17 protein-coding genes are annotated in these 17,412 nt (G+C 44.3%); 6 read left to right on the top strand and 11 right to left on the bottom strand.

The window, feature by feature from the left end; translation table 11 throughout:
• Nucleotides 1–114: 114 nt before the first annotated feature.
• The 3 genes from CDO84_RS00680 to rapJ all read right to left on the bottom strand — a co-directional run bounded on the left by CDO84_RS00680 (nt 115) and on the right by rapJ (nt 3,835).
• Complete coding sequence (locus CDO84_RS00680) at nt 115–1,803, bottom strand: glycoside hydrolase family 13 protein (RefSeq protein ID WP_014662672.1); 1,689 nt, start codon at nt 1,801–1,803, stop codon at nt 115–117.
• Nucleotides 1,804–1,829: 26 nt separating this feature from the next.
• Nucleotides 1,830–2,606, bottom strand: coding sequence for an SDR family oxidoreductase (locus CDO84_RS00675; RefSeq protein WP_040084255.1), 777 nt, complete (start codon nt 2,604–2,606; stop codon nt 1,830–1,832).
• A 107-nt stretch (nt 2,607–2,713) separates the two neighbouring features.
• Nucleotides 2,714–3,835 carry a response regulator aspartate phosphatase RapJ gene (gene rapJ / locus CDO84_RS00670; protein ID WP_040084256.1) on the bottom strand — a complete coding sequence of 374 codons (1,122 nt, stop codon included), beginning with the start codon at nt 3,833–3,835 and terminating at the stop codon, nt 2,714–2,716.
• A gap of 122 nt (nt 3,836–3,957) precedes the next feature.
• On the opposite strand from rapJ, the gene cwlK reads away from it, so the two are divergent.
• Complete coding sequence (gene cwlK, locus CDO84_RS00665; RefSeq protein WP_040084258.1) at nt 3,958–4,461, top strand: peptidoglycan L-alanyl-D-glutamate endopeptidase CwlK; 504 nt, start codon at nt 3,958–3,960, stop codon at nt 4,459–4,461.
• Nucleotides 4,462–4,468: 7 nt separating this feature from the next.
• On the opposite strand, the gene CDO84_RS00660 is transcribed toward cwlK, so the two are convergent.
• Together CDO84_RS00660 and CDO84_RS00650 are read right to left on the bottom strand one after the other, a co-directional pair.
• Nucleotides 4,469–5,830, bottom strand: coding sequence for a YcdB/YcdC domain-containing protein (locus CDO84_RS00660; RefSeq protein ID WP_040084259.1), 1,362 nt, complete (start codon nt 5,828–5,830; stop codon nt 4,469–4,471).
• A 185-nt stretch (nt 5,831–6,015) separates the two neighbouring features.
• Nucleotides 6,016–7,434: a YcdB/YcdC domain-containing protein gene (locus CDO84_RS00650; RefSeq protein WP_040084261.1), complete on the bottom strand. Its 1,419-nt coding sequence runs from the start codon at nt 7,432–7,434 to the stop codon at nt 6,016–6,018.
• Between the two features lie 173 nt (nt 7,435–7,607).
• Between CDO84_RS00650 and CDO84_RS21305 the strand changes: the two genes are divergently transcribed.
• Together CDO84_RS21305 and CDO84_RS00645 are read left to right on the top strand one after the other, a co-directional pair.
• On the top strand, nt 7,608–7,739 hold the full coding sequence (locus CDO84_RS21305; RefSeq protein WP_134976045.1) for a hypothetical protein: 132 nt from the start codon (nt 7,608–7,610) through the stop codon (nt 7,737–7,739).
• A gap of 22 nt (nt 7,740–7,761) precedes the next feature.
• Nucleotides 7,762–8,826 carry a DUF4352 domain-containing protein gene (locus CDO84_RS00645; RefSeq protein WP_014662665.1) on the top strand — a complete coding sequence of 355 codons (1,065 nt, stop codon included), beginning with the start codon at nt 7,762–7,764 and terminating at the stop codon, nt 8,824–8,826.
• A gap of 39 nt (nt 8,827–8,865) precedes the next feature.
• Here CDO84_RS00645 and CDO84_RS00640 read toward each other — a convergent pair whose 3' ends face one another.
• The 3 genes from CDO84_RS00640 to natA form a co-directional block, all read right to left on the bottom strand.
• Nucleotides 8,866–9,798, bottom strand: coding sequence for an aldo/keto reductase (locus CDO84_RS00640; RefSeq protein WP_040084263.1), 933 nt, complete (start codon nt 9,796–9,798; stop codon nt 8,866–8,868).
• Nucleotides 9,799–9,934: 136 nt separating this feature from the next.
• The gene (gene natB / locus CDO84_RS00635) at nt 9,935–11,095 is read right to left on the bottom strand and encodes a sodium ABC transporter permease NatB (protein ID WP_040084265.1); all 1,161 of its coding nucleotides are present in this window, start codon (nt 11,093–11,095) and stop codon (nt 9,935–9,937) included.
• The gene (gene natA / locus CDO84_RS00630; protein WP_014662662.1) at nt 11,096–11,836 is read right to left on the bottom strand and encodes a sodium ABC transporter ATP-binding protein NatA; all 741 of its coding nucleotides are present in this window, start codon (nt 11,834–11,836) and stop codon (nt 11,096–11,098) included. It lies immediately after the preceding gene.
• 142 nt (nt 11,837–11,978) lie between these two features.
• Here natA and natR point away from each other — a divergent pair, with 142 nt between their 5' ends.
• Together natR and CDO84_RS00620 are read left to right on the top strand one after the other, a co-directional pair.
• The gene (gene natR, locus CDO84_RS00625) at nt 11,979–12,680 is read left to right on the top strand and encodes a two-component system response regulator NatR (protein ID WP_014662661.1); all 702 of its coding nucleotides are present in this window, start codon (nt 11,979–11,981) and stop codon (nt 12,678–12,680) included.
• Nucleotides 12,681–12,692: 12 nt separating this feature from the next.
• Nucleotides 12,693–13,649, top strand: a complete 957-nt coding sequence (locus tag CDO84_RS00620) for a two-component system sensor histidine kinase NatK (RefSeq protein WP_040084266.1) — start codon at nt 12,693–12,695, stop codon at nt 13,647–13,649.
• Between the two features lie 39 nt (nt 13,650–13,688).
• Here the strand turns inward: CDO84_RS00620 and CDO84_RS00615 are convergent, their stop codons facing one another.
• Nucleotides 13,689–14,765, bottom strand: a complete 1,077-nt coding sequence (locus CDO84_RS00615; protein WP_040084268.1) for a helix-turn-helix domain-containing protein — start codon at nt 14,763–14,765, stop codon at nt 13,689–13,691.
• Between the two features lie 234 nt (nt 14,766–14,999).
• On the opposite strand from CDO84_RS00615, the gene CDO84_RS00610 reads away from it, so the two are divergent.
• On the top strand, nt 15,000–15,383 hold the full coding sequence (locus CDO84_RS00610) for an RDD family protein (RefSeq protein WP_014662658.1): 384 nt from the start codon (nt 15,000–15,002) through the stop codon (nt 15,381–15,383).
• A 37-nt stretch (nt 15,384–15,420) separates the two neighbouring features.
• Here CDO84_RS00610 and lipA read toward each other — a convergent pair whose 3' ends face one another.
• Both lipA and ansZ read right to left on the bottom strand, forming a co-directional pair.
• Nucleotides 15,421–16,059, bottom strand: a complete 639-nt coding sequence (gene lipA / locus CDO84_RS00605; protein WP_014662657.1) for a lipase EstA — start codon at nt 16,057–16,059, stop codon at nt 15,421–15,423.
• Between the two features lie 160 nt (nt 16,060–16,219).
• The gene (gene ansZ, locus CDO84_RS00600) at nt 16,220–17,347 is read right to left on the bottom strand and encodes an asparaginase AnsZ (RefSeq protein ID WP_040084270.1); all 1,128 of its coding nucleotides are present in this window, start codon (nt 17,345–17,347) and stop codon (nt 16,220–16,222) included.
• Nucleotides 17,348–17,412 lie beyond the last annotated feature (65 nt).

Raw genomic sequence — 17,412 nt, 5'->3', positions numbered from 1 at the left:
AACCGAAGTCATTACGTTTTGCAAGAATAAATTTCATTTTCTTTTTATTCTTCCCGCCTGCAGAGCGAATATATGTAATAAAAAAACCCGGCTGAATGCCGGGCTGCTAAATCATTAGGTTGTTTTGTCCAGAAGGTACACCCTGCTTTCATAAGGCTGGAACACCATTTCGTCAGCAAGGTCGCCGTTGTTGTTATAGTTGCTGAGAAGCAGAGATGCCTGAGCTTTGCAGCAGTTCTTAGGCCATGGGAAAACAGCCTGCTCTTTTGAAAAATTATTGACTGACAAAAGCTGCTGGTTACCGTTTCCTCTCATATATACAAACAACTGCGGATCGTCCGGAAGCAAAAGATCATAGCTTCCTTTTATAAGGTCAGCATACCGCTTTCTCAGTCTGATCAGCTTTTTGTAATAGAGTAAGACCGAATCGGGGTCTCTCAGCGCTTCCTCCACATTGATGGAGGTGAAGTTCGGGTTGACCTTCAGCCATGGCATGCCATCAGTAAATCCGGCATGTTTGCCGCTGTTCCACTGCATCGGGGTCCGAGCATGATCCCGGCTTTTGGCTAAGATTGATCTCATTACATCCTCTGGATCATAGCCTTTTTCAAATACCCGTTTATGATACATATTGATCGTTTGGATATCTTTGTAGTCCTCAATCTGGGTGAACGGCGCGTTTGTCATCCCGATTTCTTCTCCCTGATAAATGTACGGCGTGCCCTTCATGAAATAAAGTACGGTAGCCAGCATTTTCGCAGATGCTTTGCGGTATTTCCCATCGTCCCCGAATCTGGATACAATCCGGGGCTGGTCGTGGTTGCACCAATATAATGTATTCCAGCCTTGATGTTCAAGCTTTTTTTGCCATTTTGTCAAAACCGATTTTAAATCAGAAAGCTCAAGGGGCTTTACATCCCAATGTTCTTTTCCGGGCTGCTGGTCAAGCTCCATATGCTGAAAGTGAAAAATCATATTCAGCTCATGCTTATCTGTTCCTGTATATTTTAGGCCTTCTTCCGGCGTGACATTGCCGACCTCTCCGACAGACATGACATCATATTGAGAAAACACTTCATCTGTCATTTCTTTCAAATAGTCATGGATTCGATCGCCATTTGGCTGAAAGGGCTTCGGCTCTGCCTGCTGATTGATATAGTCCTCATACGAAGGAAGATATTCTTTCTTAGAAATGAGATGGAGCTGATCAATGCGCAAGCCGTCGACCCCTTTATCGAGCCAAAACTTCATCATGTCATACACCGCTTGGCGAACTTCGGGGTTTTCCCAGTTTAAATCAGCTTGTTTGACGGCGTTCATATGGAGATAATATTCTCCTGTATGCTCCTCGTATTGCCAGACCGGACAGCCATAGTTTGAGAGCCAGTCCGTCGGCGGGCCGTTCTTTGTGCCGGGACGCCAGTAATAATAGCTGCGGTATTTGCTGTTTTTGTCCAGCTCCGCTTCTTTAAACCACGGATGCTCGACAGAGGTGTGATTTAACACAAAGTCCATCACCAGCTTTAATCCCCGCTGATGCACCTGGTCCAGCAGCTCGTGAAAATCGTCCATTGTTCCGTATGAATCCATGATTGCCCTATGGTCTGTCACATCATAGCCGTAATCAACATTCGGAGAAGGATAGATTGGGCAAACCCAAATCACATCTGCCCCGAGCTCCTTTATGTAGTCAAGACGGGAAATAATCCCCCGCAAGTCCCCAATTCCGTCTCCATTGCTGTCCTGAAAGCTTCTCGGATAAATCTGGTACACCACCGCATCCTTCCACCAGTCTGTGTTCATCCTGCAATCCCCCTGTATTTGATGTTCTATCCAAGCTGAGACGGATAAAGTGTCATTCCGCCATCGACGAAAAGTGTAGTCCCGGTCACATAGCTTGCTTCCTCAGATACGAGCCAAGCAGCTGCTGCCGCCACCTCTTCCGGTTTTCCGAAGGCTTTCATCGGGATTTTTTTCAATTGCTTTTGCCTGCTCTCTTCCTTTTTCGTATCAACATTTGATTCTGTGGCAATGGTGCCTGGCGCTATCGCATTGACGCGGATTCCCTTATCCGCATAATTGAGCGCCAGCGTTTCCGTCATCATCTTGATGCCGCCTTTGGATGTGGAATACTGAACGTTGACTGGGCGCGGAATCTGCTGATGAACACTTGAGATATTCAGCACATTGCCCTTGATATTGTTTTTCATCATGTGGTTAAGTGCCGCTTTCGCTCCCAGAAAGGTTCCGGTAACATTGACATCAATCACTCTCTGCCAATCTTCAAGACTCATCTCATGCGGCATCGCCTCAACGCCGTTAAAACCGGAGTTGTTTACCATCACATCGAGCGTGCCGAAATGCTCTAAAGCTGTGTCCAAGAGCGCCTGAATCCCCTCTTCTTTTGACACGTCCGCCTCAACTGCGACGGCTTTCCCTCCGTTCTGCTTAATGATTTCCAGAGTTTCATCGGCTCCAGACGGGTCGCTGTGGTAGTTTACAACAACATTCATTTTCTCCTGTCCGAACCGTTCCGCAATGGCTTTCCCGATTCCTTTTGAAGACCCTGTCACAATCGCTGTTTTTCCAGTTAACTCTTTATACATACATGATATCCTCCTCTGATTTCTCACTATGCAGTGGAAAATACCCTGTTTTTCCGAGTTGAAAACAGCACAAAAAAAGCAGAGAACCTGTAGTTCTCTGCTTTTTTCTATTGAAAGCGCTGCTCAGCAAGCTTATTTTTAATATTCATCAGCCTGCGGTAAAAGAAAGCGGCGGACTCGTAATGTTCCACCTGATTGAAACGTTCCGCTGTATCATGCAGCAGATCTTCGGCGTCGGCAAGAAGCTGCCTGGATTCCAGCCGGTCAAAGCATTCTGTAAGCACGGTCCGGTCGCCGCTTCCAAGATACAGCTCATGAATGAGGCGGAATTTCGTCAAGTACATGTCATCTTTCCATTCAGCCGCGCTCTTTATCCCGCGTTCATATGTCTCTACTGCTTTGTCGTATTTTTCTTCTTTACAGTACATATGAGTCAGTGAAAATACAGCTTGAACAGCCTGCTGAAAGTTGTGCTCCTCAAAAATAGCGGCGGCTGTTTTGAAATAGCCCTCCGCTTCTTTGTAATCGCCCAGGCTGTATTTACAGTGGCCGACATTATAATAGGCAGCGGCGATCATATACGCTTCTTCCAGCTGCCTGGCATGATCTAAGGCACTGCACAAGTGGGTCAGTGCTTTTTCATGATGATACACATCCGTCAAATTTCCGGCGATGATAAATTCACACTGCACGCGGCGGCGGCCGTACAGTTCATATTTCGTATAGATATCAAGCGCCTGGCTCGCATAGTTCATGGAAAAATACGTTTGTTTGATGTGATAATACACTTCTGCAACCTTAAAAAGAAACTCAGCTTTTTCGATCTCATCCTCAACATACTCGAGCTTCTCCTCAGCATGTTTATAATGGTCAATCGCTAATATGAAATTTTTCTGCTTAAATTCGTACATTCCTCTGAAATAATAAAAGTAGTATTCCAATAAGCCCGTGAGTTTTTGCTGATTGCTTTCAATTTCATTCAGCATATCAGAGAACGGAGGCTTGGTGTCGCTGTCTTTCACCGGCATCAGCTTATCAAGCATGATTCGGTGCCGGAATTCCATCAAAGAAAAATATAAAAGCAAGTCCTGGTTCTCTTCCATATCTTCTAAATCGTATTCAATCTCCTGCTTTAACGCTTCTGCTTGATCTGCTTCAAATGCGCGAATGAGCTTGTACCATTCATTTAGCTTTACTGCTACTTCTTCAGATGGAATCTTTGCTCTCATCAGTCTGCCTCCTTCCTCCTGCTACTATTTATGTTATATTTTATCATAGCTGTCCGCTTTTAGAGAGAGTCAATCACTTAAAAGCGTTAACATTCAGCACATCTTGAGAAAGTGAGACCGATATGAAGTTGGCCGCAAAAACATCTGTTATCTTATGTATTCTATTTTTTCTAAATCTTTGTGTTAGTTATATTCGGCATGAATGGCATTCTCAAAACGCCTTGCAGCACATGCCTGTCCCTTCGGATCTTCATCCGATTGTGAAGCAGAATGCCGCTGCACTCAAAGCCGCTGCAGCGAATAAAGGCATTACCGTCGTTATTACTGAAGGATTCAGATCCTTTAAGGAACAAGACGAATTATATAAACAGGGACGTACAAAAAAAGGGAATATTGTCACCTATGCAAGAGGAGGGGAATCGTATCACAACTATGGTTTAGCGATTGATTTCGCCCTGCAAAAAAAGGATGGCAGCATCATATGGGATATGGAATATGACGGCAATCAAAATGGAAAATCAGATTGGCTGGAGGTTGTCGAGATCGCCAAGCAACTCGGTTTTGAATGGGGCGGGGATTGGAAACGATTCAAGGACTATCCCCACTTGGAGATGATTCCTAACTAGACACCCCTCACAGCCTTTTCTTTTTCCTTATGTGCGCATCAATATAGGAAGGGTAAACCGGCTTATAGACAAGTTTGCAGTGCTGGTCACTGCCTGCTGTAAAATCAGGCTGCCATTCCAGCTTCACATCAAAAGCGGCTAAAAACGCTTCTCTCGCTTCTTCAGCGGAAATATCCGGCCTGTGATTTATTGCTTCCAATTGTTCAGGTTCAATATCAGGCGCCATAAAAGCATCAATCAATCCCGTTTCCGGATTGACAATGATACGGGCAGCGCCGAACCGCAGCGGCACTCCTTTATACCAGACAGAAAAATGATTGCGGATTCTCCCTCTTTCATCAATTCGGACGGGATTCAATTTGAAAAACTCGGCTGCTCTCGGATAGAGAGCATACAAAAATTGAAGCGCTATTGTCTGGCATTCTTCCATTGAGCATTGGCGGTTGTTGCGCCGCTCAATAAAAGAAAGCGCTGCTTTTAATTTTCCGGTTCTTTTATCCGTCTTCATTTTGATTGTGTTTTTATTTCTCGTTTCAAAATAGCTTCCTATGCTCAGATCCTTACGCTCCGGTGCAGTGCCGCTGCGCCACGTGCTTCCTATTTGTTCCCCAAAGTCTTTTTCACTGACTTTCTGCATATCAGGGGTAAGACCCAGCAAGGCAAATATATCGACTTCTTCGTTGTTCCGAAGCGGCGGCAATGGCGCCGCGTTTTCTATTCTTTCATCTCCGATATGCTGGTCGGGCACAATTTCGTCTATATCCGCGGGATAGCTGTATCCCGGCAGAATTGGTTCATATACAAGCCTGGGTGCCTGATCGCCATCAATGACATCGTACATCAGCTGAAAAGACATTGTATTTAAGTAGTGGGACACAACCTTCTCTTTTGCTACAAATTCTTTTGGAACTTCGGCTTTATGCCCTTCTCCGTAATATAAAAAATGGATGATCTGACCGCTGCGTGTCACATCAATTAAAAAGCCTGAACTAGGAAGCGGAAGCCCTAATTCCATTTTGGTATACATAAAACGAATGTGCTGCCTCCGTTCTTCCTTGCCTTGAAAATGAAAATTCATAAATGTGCCGGGATGGTTAGCAGCGGCGAACTGAAGAGCCGTCAGCTTCAGCTCGGCGTCTGGAAGTTGTTTGTCTGTCTCGGAGCGGACGGATGTTGAAAAGGTGAGCAAAGCACCGTCATTTCCGAGTTCCACTGTAATGTGCTTTTCCGGATCTTCAGGGTCCCTCCAGATGAAGTATGCCCGCCCCTTCTTCTTTTGTTTTTGATCATAATCTTCTATCTCAAGCTCATAATGCGGCGGTACATTCCCGATCTCTTGCGCCTTCTTTTTCAGCTGTTTATTTACCAATGAAGTCATCCTTTCAAAGAGTCTACGACAAAGAGAATCCAGTTTATTATATAAAAGGACCTTTCTTCTTTTAAAGTGAAGAAAGGTCCTTTTCTATTATTATCATTGTTTTTTGACATTCCTCCTGTTACTTTCATCACATATCCCTTTATAAATCTAAGGCAATTGTGTGACTTTTAGCTGTTTTACCATGAGCTAAAGACAGGCTCTCCTGTATGGGCTTCGATAAAACGGGGATACACCGGCTGATAGACGAGCCGGTAGCTGTGTTCTTCATCATCCCCGTACTCTCTTTCCCAGCCAAGCTCAACTTTAAAATGCTGCCAAAAGATAGACTTGGCTTGTTCAACTGAAATGGCCGGAACGGGATCAATGGCTGCCAGCTCATTTGGATTAATATCCGGCCCCATATAAACGGTGATATCCCCTGTCTGGCGGCTGACGCAAATTCTGATCTGCCCAAATCGGAGCGGAACTCCGTGACAATGCGCTTCAAACGTAAAACCAGCGACTGCGTTCTCTTCTTCATCCTTTTCGTCGTATCTGATCCTAAAATATTGATCGGCATTTGGAAATAAAGCAAACAGAAAGCGCAGCGCGATTTTTTCGCACTCTGCCTCAGTTACTGTCAACGGCCCTTTTTTCTCCATAAATGACATGACGCCTTCGAGTTTTCCGGTTTCTTTGTGATAGATGGTTTTCAGCACTTGATGCGTCCGTCCCTTGAACCAACTGTACAAACTTTTATCCGCCGGCTGATACATAGGTTCATTCGGATTCCGCCAAACGATCCCGATTCTCCCATCGTCCAAATCCACTTCCCGTTCTTTGACAAATCCTTTTTCGATTCCAATCATGCTGACAGGATCGGCCTTTTCGTAAATCTCCTCGAATAAAGGGAGAGGAAAGCTCTCCGGCTCCCTGTAATCATCGTCATCATCAACTGCCTGTTCTTCTTGAACCAAATCCGCAGGTACGGTAATGGCCCTGCATTCAGGCTCATACACCAAATGCGGCTGATCATCTCCGTTTTCGTAAACAGAACGATGGAGAACTTCAAACAAAAGGTCAAACTCCACGTCCTTCTTGAAGAAGGCAAGTGCCTCTTCAACATCCGCTATCCGTTTTGGCTTGATGATGCTGCTCGCTTTGCCGTAATAGCGGAAGGAAACGATCTCACCTGATAAAGAAACATCAGCCATAAATCCGCTCATAGGGAGAGGAAGCCCGGCCTCCATTTGAACATATGAAAATCTCACTTTATCACAGGATGTACGGTCATTTTCTTCACGAACAAAGGCAGAGAGTGCTCCCGGATGGTGGGTCTCGACAAATTGGCGCATGATATCCTCTAGTTTCTCCTCAGACAGCCTTTCTCCGCTTTCAGGCTCCATATCACGGGAAAGGGATTCCAGCTCCCCGCCCTGTCCAAGTTCCACGATAATGCCGATATTCTCATCCTGAGGATCTGTCCAACAAAAATGAGCTCTTTTGTCATCATCGTCATAATCTTCAATTTCCAGTTTTAAGTGTGTCGGCACCCGGCCGATTTCCAGTGCTTTTTGTTTCAATTCCTCTTTCTTCACAAAGACAGCCCCTTTCATCCTTCATATGTCCCCTTCAACAGGTTAAAAAGTAATAGTCTAAAATACACATTTTTCTGAGTTTACCAGTTTTACCAGAACATTTTTCGCCAAAAATAGGATGATGAACCTATTCAATATAAAAGCTAATAATCTTAAAATTAATTCCGTTGTAACTTTTTATAGGTCCATTCATGACAAAGGAGGGCGGAGTTTCCAGAAAATCCGGTGAAAACCGTGAGAAAAGAACTGATTTTTTTGGTTATATGATGCTAATCCATTCAAAAAGATCCATTTCTCAAAGACAAAAGACTCCCCTTCCCTAAACCATTTGAGGAGGAAAAATGAATGTTTCAGAAAAAAACGTACGCTGTTTTCCTAATTCTTCTGCTGATGATGTTTACAGCTGCTTGTTCCGGCAGCAAAACAAGCGCGGATAAGAAAGAATCAGAAACAGAAAAAAGCTCAGATATAGCTCAAGTCAAAATCAAGGATGTTTCTTACACGCTTCCGTCTAAATATGATAAGTCCACTTCAGATGACCAGCTTGTGTTAAAAGTGAATGTCGCTGTGAAAAACACAGGAAAAGACCCGCTGAATGTAGACAGCATGGATTTCACTTTGTATCAAGGTGATACGAAAATGTCTGACACAGATCCTGAAGACTATAGTGAAAAGCTTCAAGGCAGCACGATTAACGCTGACAAATCCGTTGAAGGAAATCTGTTCTTCGTTGTAGATAAAGGCAAGCAATACGAGCTTAACTATACGCCGGAGTCTTACGGTGATAAAAAGCCAAAATCAGTTACTTTTAAAATTGACGGAAAAGACAAAAAAATCTTGGCGACGGCAGATAAGCTCCAAGATTCTGCAAAAGCGTTATCGGCTTATATTGATGTCCTTCTTTTCGGCAAAGATAACGCCGATTTCGAAAAAATCACCGGCGCTAACAAGAATGAAATTGTCAATGACTTCAACGAATCAGCCAAAGACGGTTATCTATCAGCTTCCGGCCTTTCCAGCACATATGCGGACAGCAAAGCGCTTGATAATATCGTAAACGGCATTAAAGAGGGATTAAGCAAAAACTCTTCCATTCAGGCAAAAACGACTTCAATCTCTAAGGACGAAGCCATTGTTGAAGCCACAGTGAAACCTGTAGATGCATCTTCTCTTTCAGACCGTATCGAAGACAAAGTGAAAGACTACTATAGCAAAAACTCTAATGCCAGCTATGAAGAAGCTGTGAAATACGCGCTTCAAGTCTATCCTGAGGAATTCAAAAAGCTTGGACCGGCTTCATCTGAAAAAACGGTTGAAGTGAAAATGAAGAAAAATGACATCGATCAATGGCAGCTTGATATGGACGATTACAGAGCAGCAGAATTAGTCGAAGCATTCATCAAAGAATAAAACACCAAAAGGAAATAGCCTTGACGGCTATTTCCTTTTTTATTTGAAAATGTCGCTGATGAAATTCACTTCATCTTCAGTCAGATCAACGTTTAAGGTTTTCAGGTTATCCTGTAATTGCTCAAGTCGTTTAGCTCCCGGAATAATGGCATCAATCGCTGGTCTTGTTAACAGCCACGCCAAAGCAACATGTGCTGTCTCGGCTTGTTTTTCCTCCGCTACCGCTTTCAATTTATCTACTTTTTTGAGATTGTGGATAAATGTTTCACCCTGAAATTGCGGTTTATCCTTTCTGAAGTCTTCAAAGACTGTGTCTTGCGAGAATTTTCCTGTCAGCAGTCCGGACGCAAGCGGAAAGTAAGGAATAAAAGAAATGCCGTATTGTTCACAGTATGGAAGAAGCTCCTTCTCGGCATCACGCTGAATGAGAGAGTATTCGGCTTGGAAGACCTCCAAATAGCCGTCAGCATTACATTCCTGCAATTGCTGATAATTAAGGTTCGATGCGCCGATCGCTTTGATTTTCCCCTCATCCTTCAGCTCTTTCAAAGTGCCCGCTACTTCAGCGAGAGGCGTTTTTCCATCCGGAAAATGAACATAATACAAATCAATGTAATCTGTTTTCAGCCGCTTCAGGCTCTTTTCCACCTCACTGCGAAGAAACTCCCGGCTATTGTCTAATTCAATGCTGCCATTCACTTCTTTATGGGCCCCTTTGGTGGCAATGATGAGCTCATTCCGTGCGCCGCGCTCCTGCACAACTTCGCCGATTAATTCTTCAGATCGCCCCAATCCATATATAAAGGCGGTGTCGATAAAGTTCACGCCGCCATCCAATGCCGTGCGCACTAAATCCTTCCCTGTTTCATCATGTAGATTTGGAAATAGATTATGCCCGCCAACCGCATTCGCGCCGAGTCCGATCCGCTTCACCTTCAGCTTCGTTTTGCCGAGTGTACGTGTATGATCCATTGTTCCTTCTCCTTCGAAACCAATTTTGATGAAAAATAGTGCAGGTTCACTTTTTGTATTAGATATCCTTTTTCTATTTTCCTTCTTTTTTCAGGATATACAAAAAGGAGAAAGTGTATTTCTCCTTTTGCAAAGTTTATTTCGGAAGAACCCATTTGTCTTTCAGGAAGCAGGCTCTGGCCAGTAAAAAGAAAATGGCGATGAGCACGGCGATGGTTCCTGACGTGCACCAAATGGCAGCCGGGTCAACCATCCCGAATAAAAGCTGTTTGAATAACGCATGCAGGTTCAGAAACGGGATAAGAAAGTACGATAAATCAAATTGATTCGGTGCCTTGCTGAAGATGAAAAACATCGGGAACACAGGCAGAAAGACGACGAGAGACATATAGCTTTGCGCTTCCTTTACCGAGCTGGAAATGATGCTGATGAAAAGCTCCATCGCAGAGATCAGCAATGCAGAAAGCACGATGATTAAGGCTGAAGCGCCGATTACACTCCACATATGATCTCCCAGCTGGAGGGCCGTTTTTAAATTCTCAGTAAATAAGACGGTGGACAAAATCAAAAACACCAAAGCAAATACACCTGAAGCAACGCCAAAAGTAGAAACCGCAAGCCACTTGCCGACCAGCATTTTGTTTCTGCTGACTGGCGTCAATAACAGCGCCTCAATTGATTTCCGGTCCTTTTCCCCGGCCATGATATCAAGAGCGATCGGCATTGCGCCGGAAACAATGGAAGTCAGAATCAGCATGGGCAGGATGGCGGAAAGCATAATAGCGGAAACCCCTTTCTCCTCATCCGCTTCCTTTTGCTGAATCGTAAATGGCTGTATGACCGATTGATCAATGCGCTTATTTGTTAAACGTTCCTGCACAATTTCATTTTTATACTGATCTAAGGCAGATTGCACAAGCTGCATCGCATTTGACGACCCTTGATCGACTGAATTGCCGTAAACATCAATCTTAAATGGCGTCATGCTGTTGACATATGAGTCGAACTCTTTCGGGACGTTCAGATAGGCATCTGCTTTTCCTTCGTCAACCGCTTCTTTAGGCTCAGCAAACGTTTTTACGCTGATCTCGTCAATCGCATGAAGCTTACTTTCCAGTGCGGGCGGCAGAGAATGGCCGACAGCCAGCGTGTATTGCTCCTCTTTTTCGGACAGCATGCTTTCATAAAAGAATACAAGCCCAAGCATCATAATCATCGGCACTAAGATTGTGAGTAATATCGTTTTTCTGTCGCGCAAAGCGTCGATCATTTCTTTTTTATAAATATGGCTCAGCATTTAAGAAATCCCCCTGACAAGCTTAGACATAAAGATGTAATTCAAATCCTCACTGCGCTCGCTCTCGTATAGTGATTCAAGCGCCCCCCGGTAAATCACCTCTCCGCTGTGAATCATGATGACACTGTCACAGAGCGCCTGCACTTCCTCCATAATGTGGCTGGAAAAAAGAATGGTTTTCTGTTCTCTTTTCAGCTGCTGGATGAATTCGCGAAAGATATTGCTGGATGTAATATCAAGCCCTGTAGTCGGTTCATCAAATAAAATGATGTCCGGATCGTGAATCAGCGCTCTGGCAATGGCGACCTTCTGCCTCATCCCTTTCGAAAACCCGCCCACTCTGCGGTTCATATAATCGCGCATGCCAAATCGTTTCGATAAATCTTCAATTCTTGCTTTGATCTCGTGGCGGTTCAGCCCATACAGCCTGCCGAAGTATTGGAGATTTTCTTTAGCGGTCATCCTGTCGTAAAGCCCGGTTTCTCCTCCGAATAAGACACCGATTCTTTTTTTGACCTCAGCCGGCTGCTTGACCGTGTCAAAGCCGTCTACCGTGATTGCCCCTTGTGACGGTTCAAGCAGGGCAGCAATCATTCTCAGCATCGTCGTTTTGCCCGCACCATTTTCTCCGAGAATGCCGACGACTTCTCCTTTTTGAATTGTTAAGCTTACATCTCGCACCGCTTTGACTACTTTTTTCTTATCCTGAAACCTGCGGCTGCAATCGGTCAGTGTAATCATGTCATAATCTCCCTTTTCTTTTTTCTAATAATGACTATATACGAAATGCTGGATTTGTTGGATAAAGTTGTCGCGAAGAGTTCTTTTTATGTCGCGAAATGGGATAGAATAAAGATGATTCTATGTAACTAGGAGAATGATAATGGTAAAAGTCGGACTTGTCGATGATTATCGAGTAGATTTAGAGAAGCTGGAAGCGATCGTATCCAGAATGCAAAATGTCGAAATTGTCTTTTCCACCGATTCAGCGGAGGAAGCCTACAGCCGGGTAAAGAATGAAGACATTGATCTGCTGCTTGCCGATATCGAGATGCCTCATATGTCTGGCTACGAGCTTGCGGATTTGATCAGATCCCATTCACTTGATGTGGATGTGATTTTTGTTACCGGCCACAGCGGTTATGCGGTTCACGCCTTTGACCTGAACGTCCACGATTATATTATGAAGCCTTACTATGCTGACCGTCTGGCCGCTTCCTTCGACCGTTATTTGAAAAAGAAAACGGAAACGAGTTTGAATGGGCGTATATTGATCAAGCAAAAATCTGAAATGCACGTCCTGCAAAAGAAGGATATTATTTTCGCAGAACGGACGGGACGTTCCACGACGATTGTGACAACCGCTGAAGAGGTGCAAACGTATCAAACATTAAATGATATTAAAGGCGACCTGCCCGAAAAGGATTTTCTCCGTTCGCATCGTTCCTTTATTATCAACATTCATTACATAAAGCACTTTTCCGCTTATACCAAGCATTCATTCACGGTTTCCTTTGAGGGAACGTCTAAAAAAGCGATGATCACCAAGCAGCAGCTTGATTATTTTCAAAACTACTATTTTTGAGGAGTTTAGTACGTGGTTACCCTTTTTAAAGGTCTTTATCTGATTTTATTTAGTTTCATATGTTATCAGGGGGCTGCTGCTCTTTGGCACAGTACAGCCGGCTCTTGGCTCGCCACTGCTTTAGGTGCGGCGGCAGCAGGATTGTACCTATGGAAAACGAAGCTGGTGTGGGACCGCTGTTCCTTCCAGCTTTGTGCGTGGATTGCGGTGATTCAAGCGATGGCAGCGGCGGTAGTGCCGTTCGGCTCTGACATAATGCCGGCATTATTTGCGATCGTGATATTTGCAGGGTGTGAAGGGCTCCGTATCGGACAGTCTGCCCTGCAAGCAAGGCTTTCTGATCAAATTGATAAGCTGACACAAGCTGAACAGCACGCCAATCAAATGCTGATCGATGTCAGAAGCCGGAATCATGACACAATGAAACATATCACAGCAATCAAATCAGCTCAGCCCAAGGCAGATACACAAGCATATATTCAAAACTGGACGGATCAATACAGTCAATATGACCGTTTTTTGAAAGGAGAGAACGCGTACGTTGCAGGGGTGCTTTATGATTTTCTAGAAAAAGCCACCGCCTCAAATGTGAGTGTTTCACTTCATATGCATACACCGCTTTCTTCACTTCCATTTTCAGCTGCTGATCAGGTCAGCTTGGTCGGCAACATATTGGAAAATGCGCTCGACAGCGCGGCGGAGGCCCGAGAAAAAGCGGAGATTAAGCTGGAAACTTCGCTGCGAAGCGGGCTTTATGTGCTGATTTGTGAAAACAGCACCCCCGGCATGGACCCTACGGTGCTCGATACTCTGTATCAATCGTTTGGCCGCTCAACAAAAGGCGGTGCTCATGAAGGCATGGGCACATATATCATTCAAAAACTGGTGAAGAGCGCTTTTGGCAGGCTGGATTTTACCTACCGCCACCCCGTCTTCCGGTTAGAAATCAAAATTCCGTTTCAGAAATAAAAAAACCTTGAAAAGCCTGGCTTTTCAAGGTTTTTTTCATTATGAGGATAACGCTTGGGCAAAGCGATCCGCTTCGTCCTGCAGCGTGCTTTCAATTTCTTTGTAACGGCTGGAAATGGTTGATGCGCTGACGCCGTATTTTTTCGCCAGTTTAGCCTGGGAAACGGACGCGCCGTTAAGAGAAATCGCGTTCACATAATATTCAACTGCCGCCGCAAAAGCTTCCGGCTTTCTGATGACAGGTGATTTTTTCTCACAGAATGTTTTCCAAATGTCAATAACAGCCGGAATCAACTCAGTCGGATACTCATCCCCGCTCATGCCTTCTTCGATAGCCGCAGCGGTTTCTTTCTCTAAGTCGTTTGCCCACTCAACAGAGCTTTCCTCCGCTTTTTCTGCTTGCGGCTCTTCATCCTTTTCAGCTAACAGCGCGAACAGAACGCTGTTGAATTCCTGCTTCATGAAGTCCTCCGGCGTTTTGCCGTTCTTCACAGCGGCATCCGCATATTTCTTCACCTTGCTGATCAGCGCTTCTGTTCTCTTCACCGGGAAGATCGTGAACTGCATGAAGAATTCTGCTTTTTCGGCTTCATGGATTGGATATCCAAGAATCAGGCTTCCCACTGGAGGAAGGTCTTGATTGCTGGCGTCCATTTCCACTTCGAATTGTTTTGCCGTAATGACATCTTCAAAGTGAATGATGCCTTCTTTCAGATCCTTCAGCAACAATAAAGCTGGCGTCATGCTGTTCCATGATTCAACGATCTCACGCGTTTTCGGACGAGTGATCGAATCGCCTTTTTTCTGCAGGTACTCTTCGAAGATTGTCTTCTCACCGGCAAGCGGATGGAAGAAGATTCCCCAGATACCCAAGTTAAATACGCTGATGTCTTTCGTCTGTCTGTCCATAGCAGAAAGAAAATCATGCTGGTTGATAAAGCCTGAAATGCTTTCTCTATGTACTGTGAAGGCATACTCCACTAAGTCTTCCTGAATTTGTTTTGCTTCTTTTGCCGCTAACTCTGCCGGGAAGTCGACTACTTTACTTCCGCAGCATTTTTTATATTTCTTGCCGCTGCCGCACGGGCAAGGGGCATTTCGTTTCACTTTTCCCACAATAAACCCTCCGAATTCTGTTGTAACTTTTCTATTTTAACAAAAATAACTTCTGAGGGCTTGGTTTCGGGCTAAAAAAGAATTTGGTAATAGGATAAGCTGGTTGATCATGCCAATTTACCTATGACAATTTCATCAAATTTTGTGATTTAAGACTTATCACCTATTCCCACTTTAGACCCTTCTTTTTTACAATCATTAGGTATTTATTTAACATTTTAAGGAGTGTTTCTATTGGAACTAGCTGGTTTTATGCTGCGTGCCTGCGCTCTTGTACTTGATGTGGTCATTGCCGCAGCAGTGATTTTGGCAGCCGGATTTACGTTTGGCGACGGGTCCGCCGGTGTCATTATAGTCGCTATATTGATGCTGATTGTGTACCCGTTGCTGATGCCGCTGACAAAGTGGAAAGGGACACTGGGCAAAAAAATCATCGGACTGCAAATCGTAAGAGATGAAACACACGAGAAAATTTCTCTCCTACAGGCAATTGTCCGCTACATCATAGCGTGGGTGCACGTGTTCTCCCGCCTGATCTATTTGACTGCCGCATTTACGAAGAAAAAACAAACCGTTCATGATATGGCTGCAAAAACCATTGTGCTGAAAGCAGAATAACCTTGAAGAATAGCATTCTTCAAGGTTTTGTTTTTCATTAGTTCGTATTCTGGCCTCCGCCGTTCAGCCCTTCTTTGATCAGGCTGTTGACTTGGCTGTTCATCAATAAACCGATGTGTCCCACGCCATGAATTTGAACGTTTTTGGCACCATCTAATCTTGATAAGTAATTCATGACAATCATATCGGCACTGCTGTAAATAGATGTGTATAAAATCTTTTGATTTGGATCTGTTCCCGGAAGCGCCTTGCCTGTCGTCAAACGGTTCGCGCCGCCAAGCGTCACGACGTTTGCAACTTTATTTCCGCCGTCCAGATTTTTTATGTAGTAAAGTGTGTTCGCGCCCCCCATGCTGTGAGCGACAATATCCACTTTTTTCGCACCTGTTTCATCTAACACCTTTTGCACAAATCGTGATAATACCGGGCCATTGTTATAATTCGTGCCTGTCTTGTCCCAAAAATCAACCGCATACAGCTTGTCCCGTGACCAGCCTTGAGATACGAGATAGCTCTTAATTCCAGCAAAATTGAATGATGCTCCTCCAATACCGTGAACCATAACAACTGGGTTATGTTCAGCGGCTTTTGCTGACGGCTGCAACGCAAACAGCGATGTAACAGCCAACATCAAAATTGTTACAACTGCAATGAACTTACTTTTTACAAATTTCATAATATCCTCCTTTTTTTGTAACAAATTCTCCAAATATATTACGTTACCAAATTAATTAAGTAAAGGGTAATTTTGGCTTATTTTTAAAGAAATTTTAAGATTCAGAGGTCATTATTGGTCCTAAAAAACAAAAAAAGAAGGCTTATTCGCCTTCTTTTCTTCAATACTTATTGAAATAAGCTTGGATCTTTTTAGGATCGTTGGTTTTGGTAAGCGCAAGCATCAGCAATATCCGCGCTTTTTGGGGGTTTAAAGAGTTCGATGCCAGGAGGTTCTTTTCCTCATAGTCTTTATTTGGCGTTACGACACCATTTCCCGTACGGCTTGAACGCACCACAGTTACGCCTTTTTTGACTGCACTGCCCGCTCCTTTTTCGGCTGCGTCAGATAAAGACCCGTTCCCAGAACCAGCAAACACAATCCCTTTTGCTCCGGCTTTTACAGCTGCGTCAAACAGGTAGCTTCCATCATTTTGGTATCCATAGATAATGTCTACTTGCGGCAGCTCATCAAGATTAGAAACCGAAAAGTCCGTATCCTTCGTATGCTTGCGGGTTATTTCATTATTAAAATAAATATCATCGGCAATTGTTCCGACAAAGCCCATTTCATCTGATTTAAATGTATCTGTTGTGGTTGTGTTTGTTTTGGTGACATACCGTGCTGATGCAATCCGGTCGTTAAGAACGACGAGCGCACCTTTTCCTTTTGCCTCAGGTGCGCCTGCCACTTTCACTGCATTGTACAGATTAGACGGCCCGTCGGCGCTAATCGCTGTGGATGGTCTCATCGAACCGACGACAACAACCGGTTTATCGCTTTTCACAGTGAGGTTCAAAAAATAAGCTGTTTCTTCCAGCGTGTCAGTTCCATGAGTCACGACGATTCCGTCTACATCATCTGAAGCAAGCAAGTTGTTGATGCGTTTCGCCAGCTTCAGCAATATTTTATTATCAATGTTTGTGCTGCCGACGTTGACAATCTGCTCGCCGCTGACGTTCGCGATGTCCTTCATTTCCGGGACTGCCTCGATCAATGATTCAACGCCGACAACACCTGCTTTATATTCAGTTGTTGAGGTTTTCGATTGATCGGCTCCTGCAATCGTGCCTCCTGTCGCTAAAATTGTAACGTTTGGCAGGTCCTTTTTGTCAGAGGCGGACGCCGAAGAGACTTTTTGTGTCTGCGTTTTTTCTTTCGGGGATTCTTTTGTTTCAGGAGAATGTGAACATCCGGCAAAAACAAACAGTAGTGCGGTAAAAAGTACAAGCAGTCGTTGTTTTTTCATCTCTTTCTCTCCTTACATCCTTATGATGATTAATCATTGAATATTTTATCTATTCAGTCAAAAGT

The organism is Bacillus sp. MD-5 (genome assembly GCF_002201875.1).
Lineage (GTDB): Bacteria > Bacillota > Bacilli > Bacillales > Bacillaceae > Bacillus > Bacillus stercoris.
Note: the sequence above shows the minus strand (reverse complement) of the source record. Positions and strands in the feature narration are given on the sequence as shown.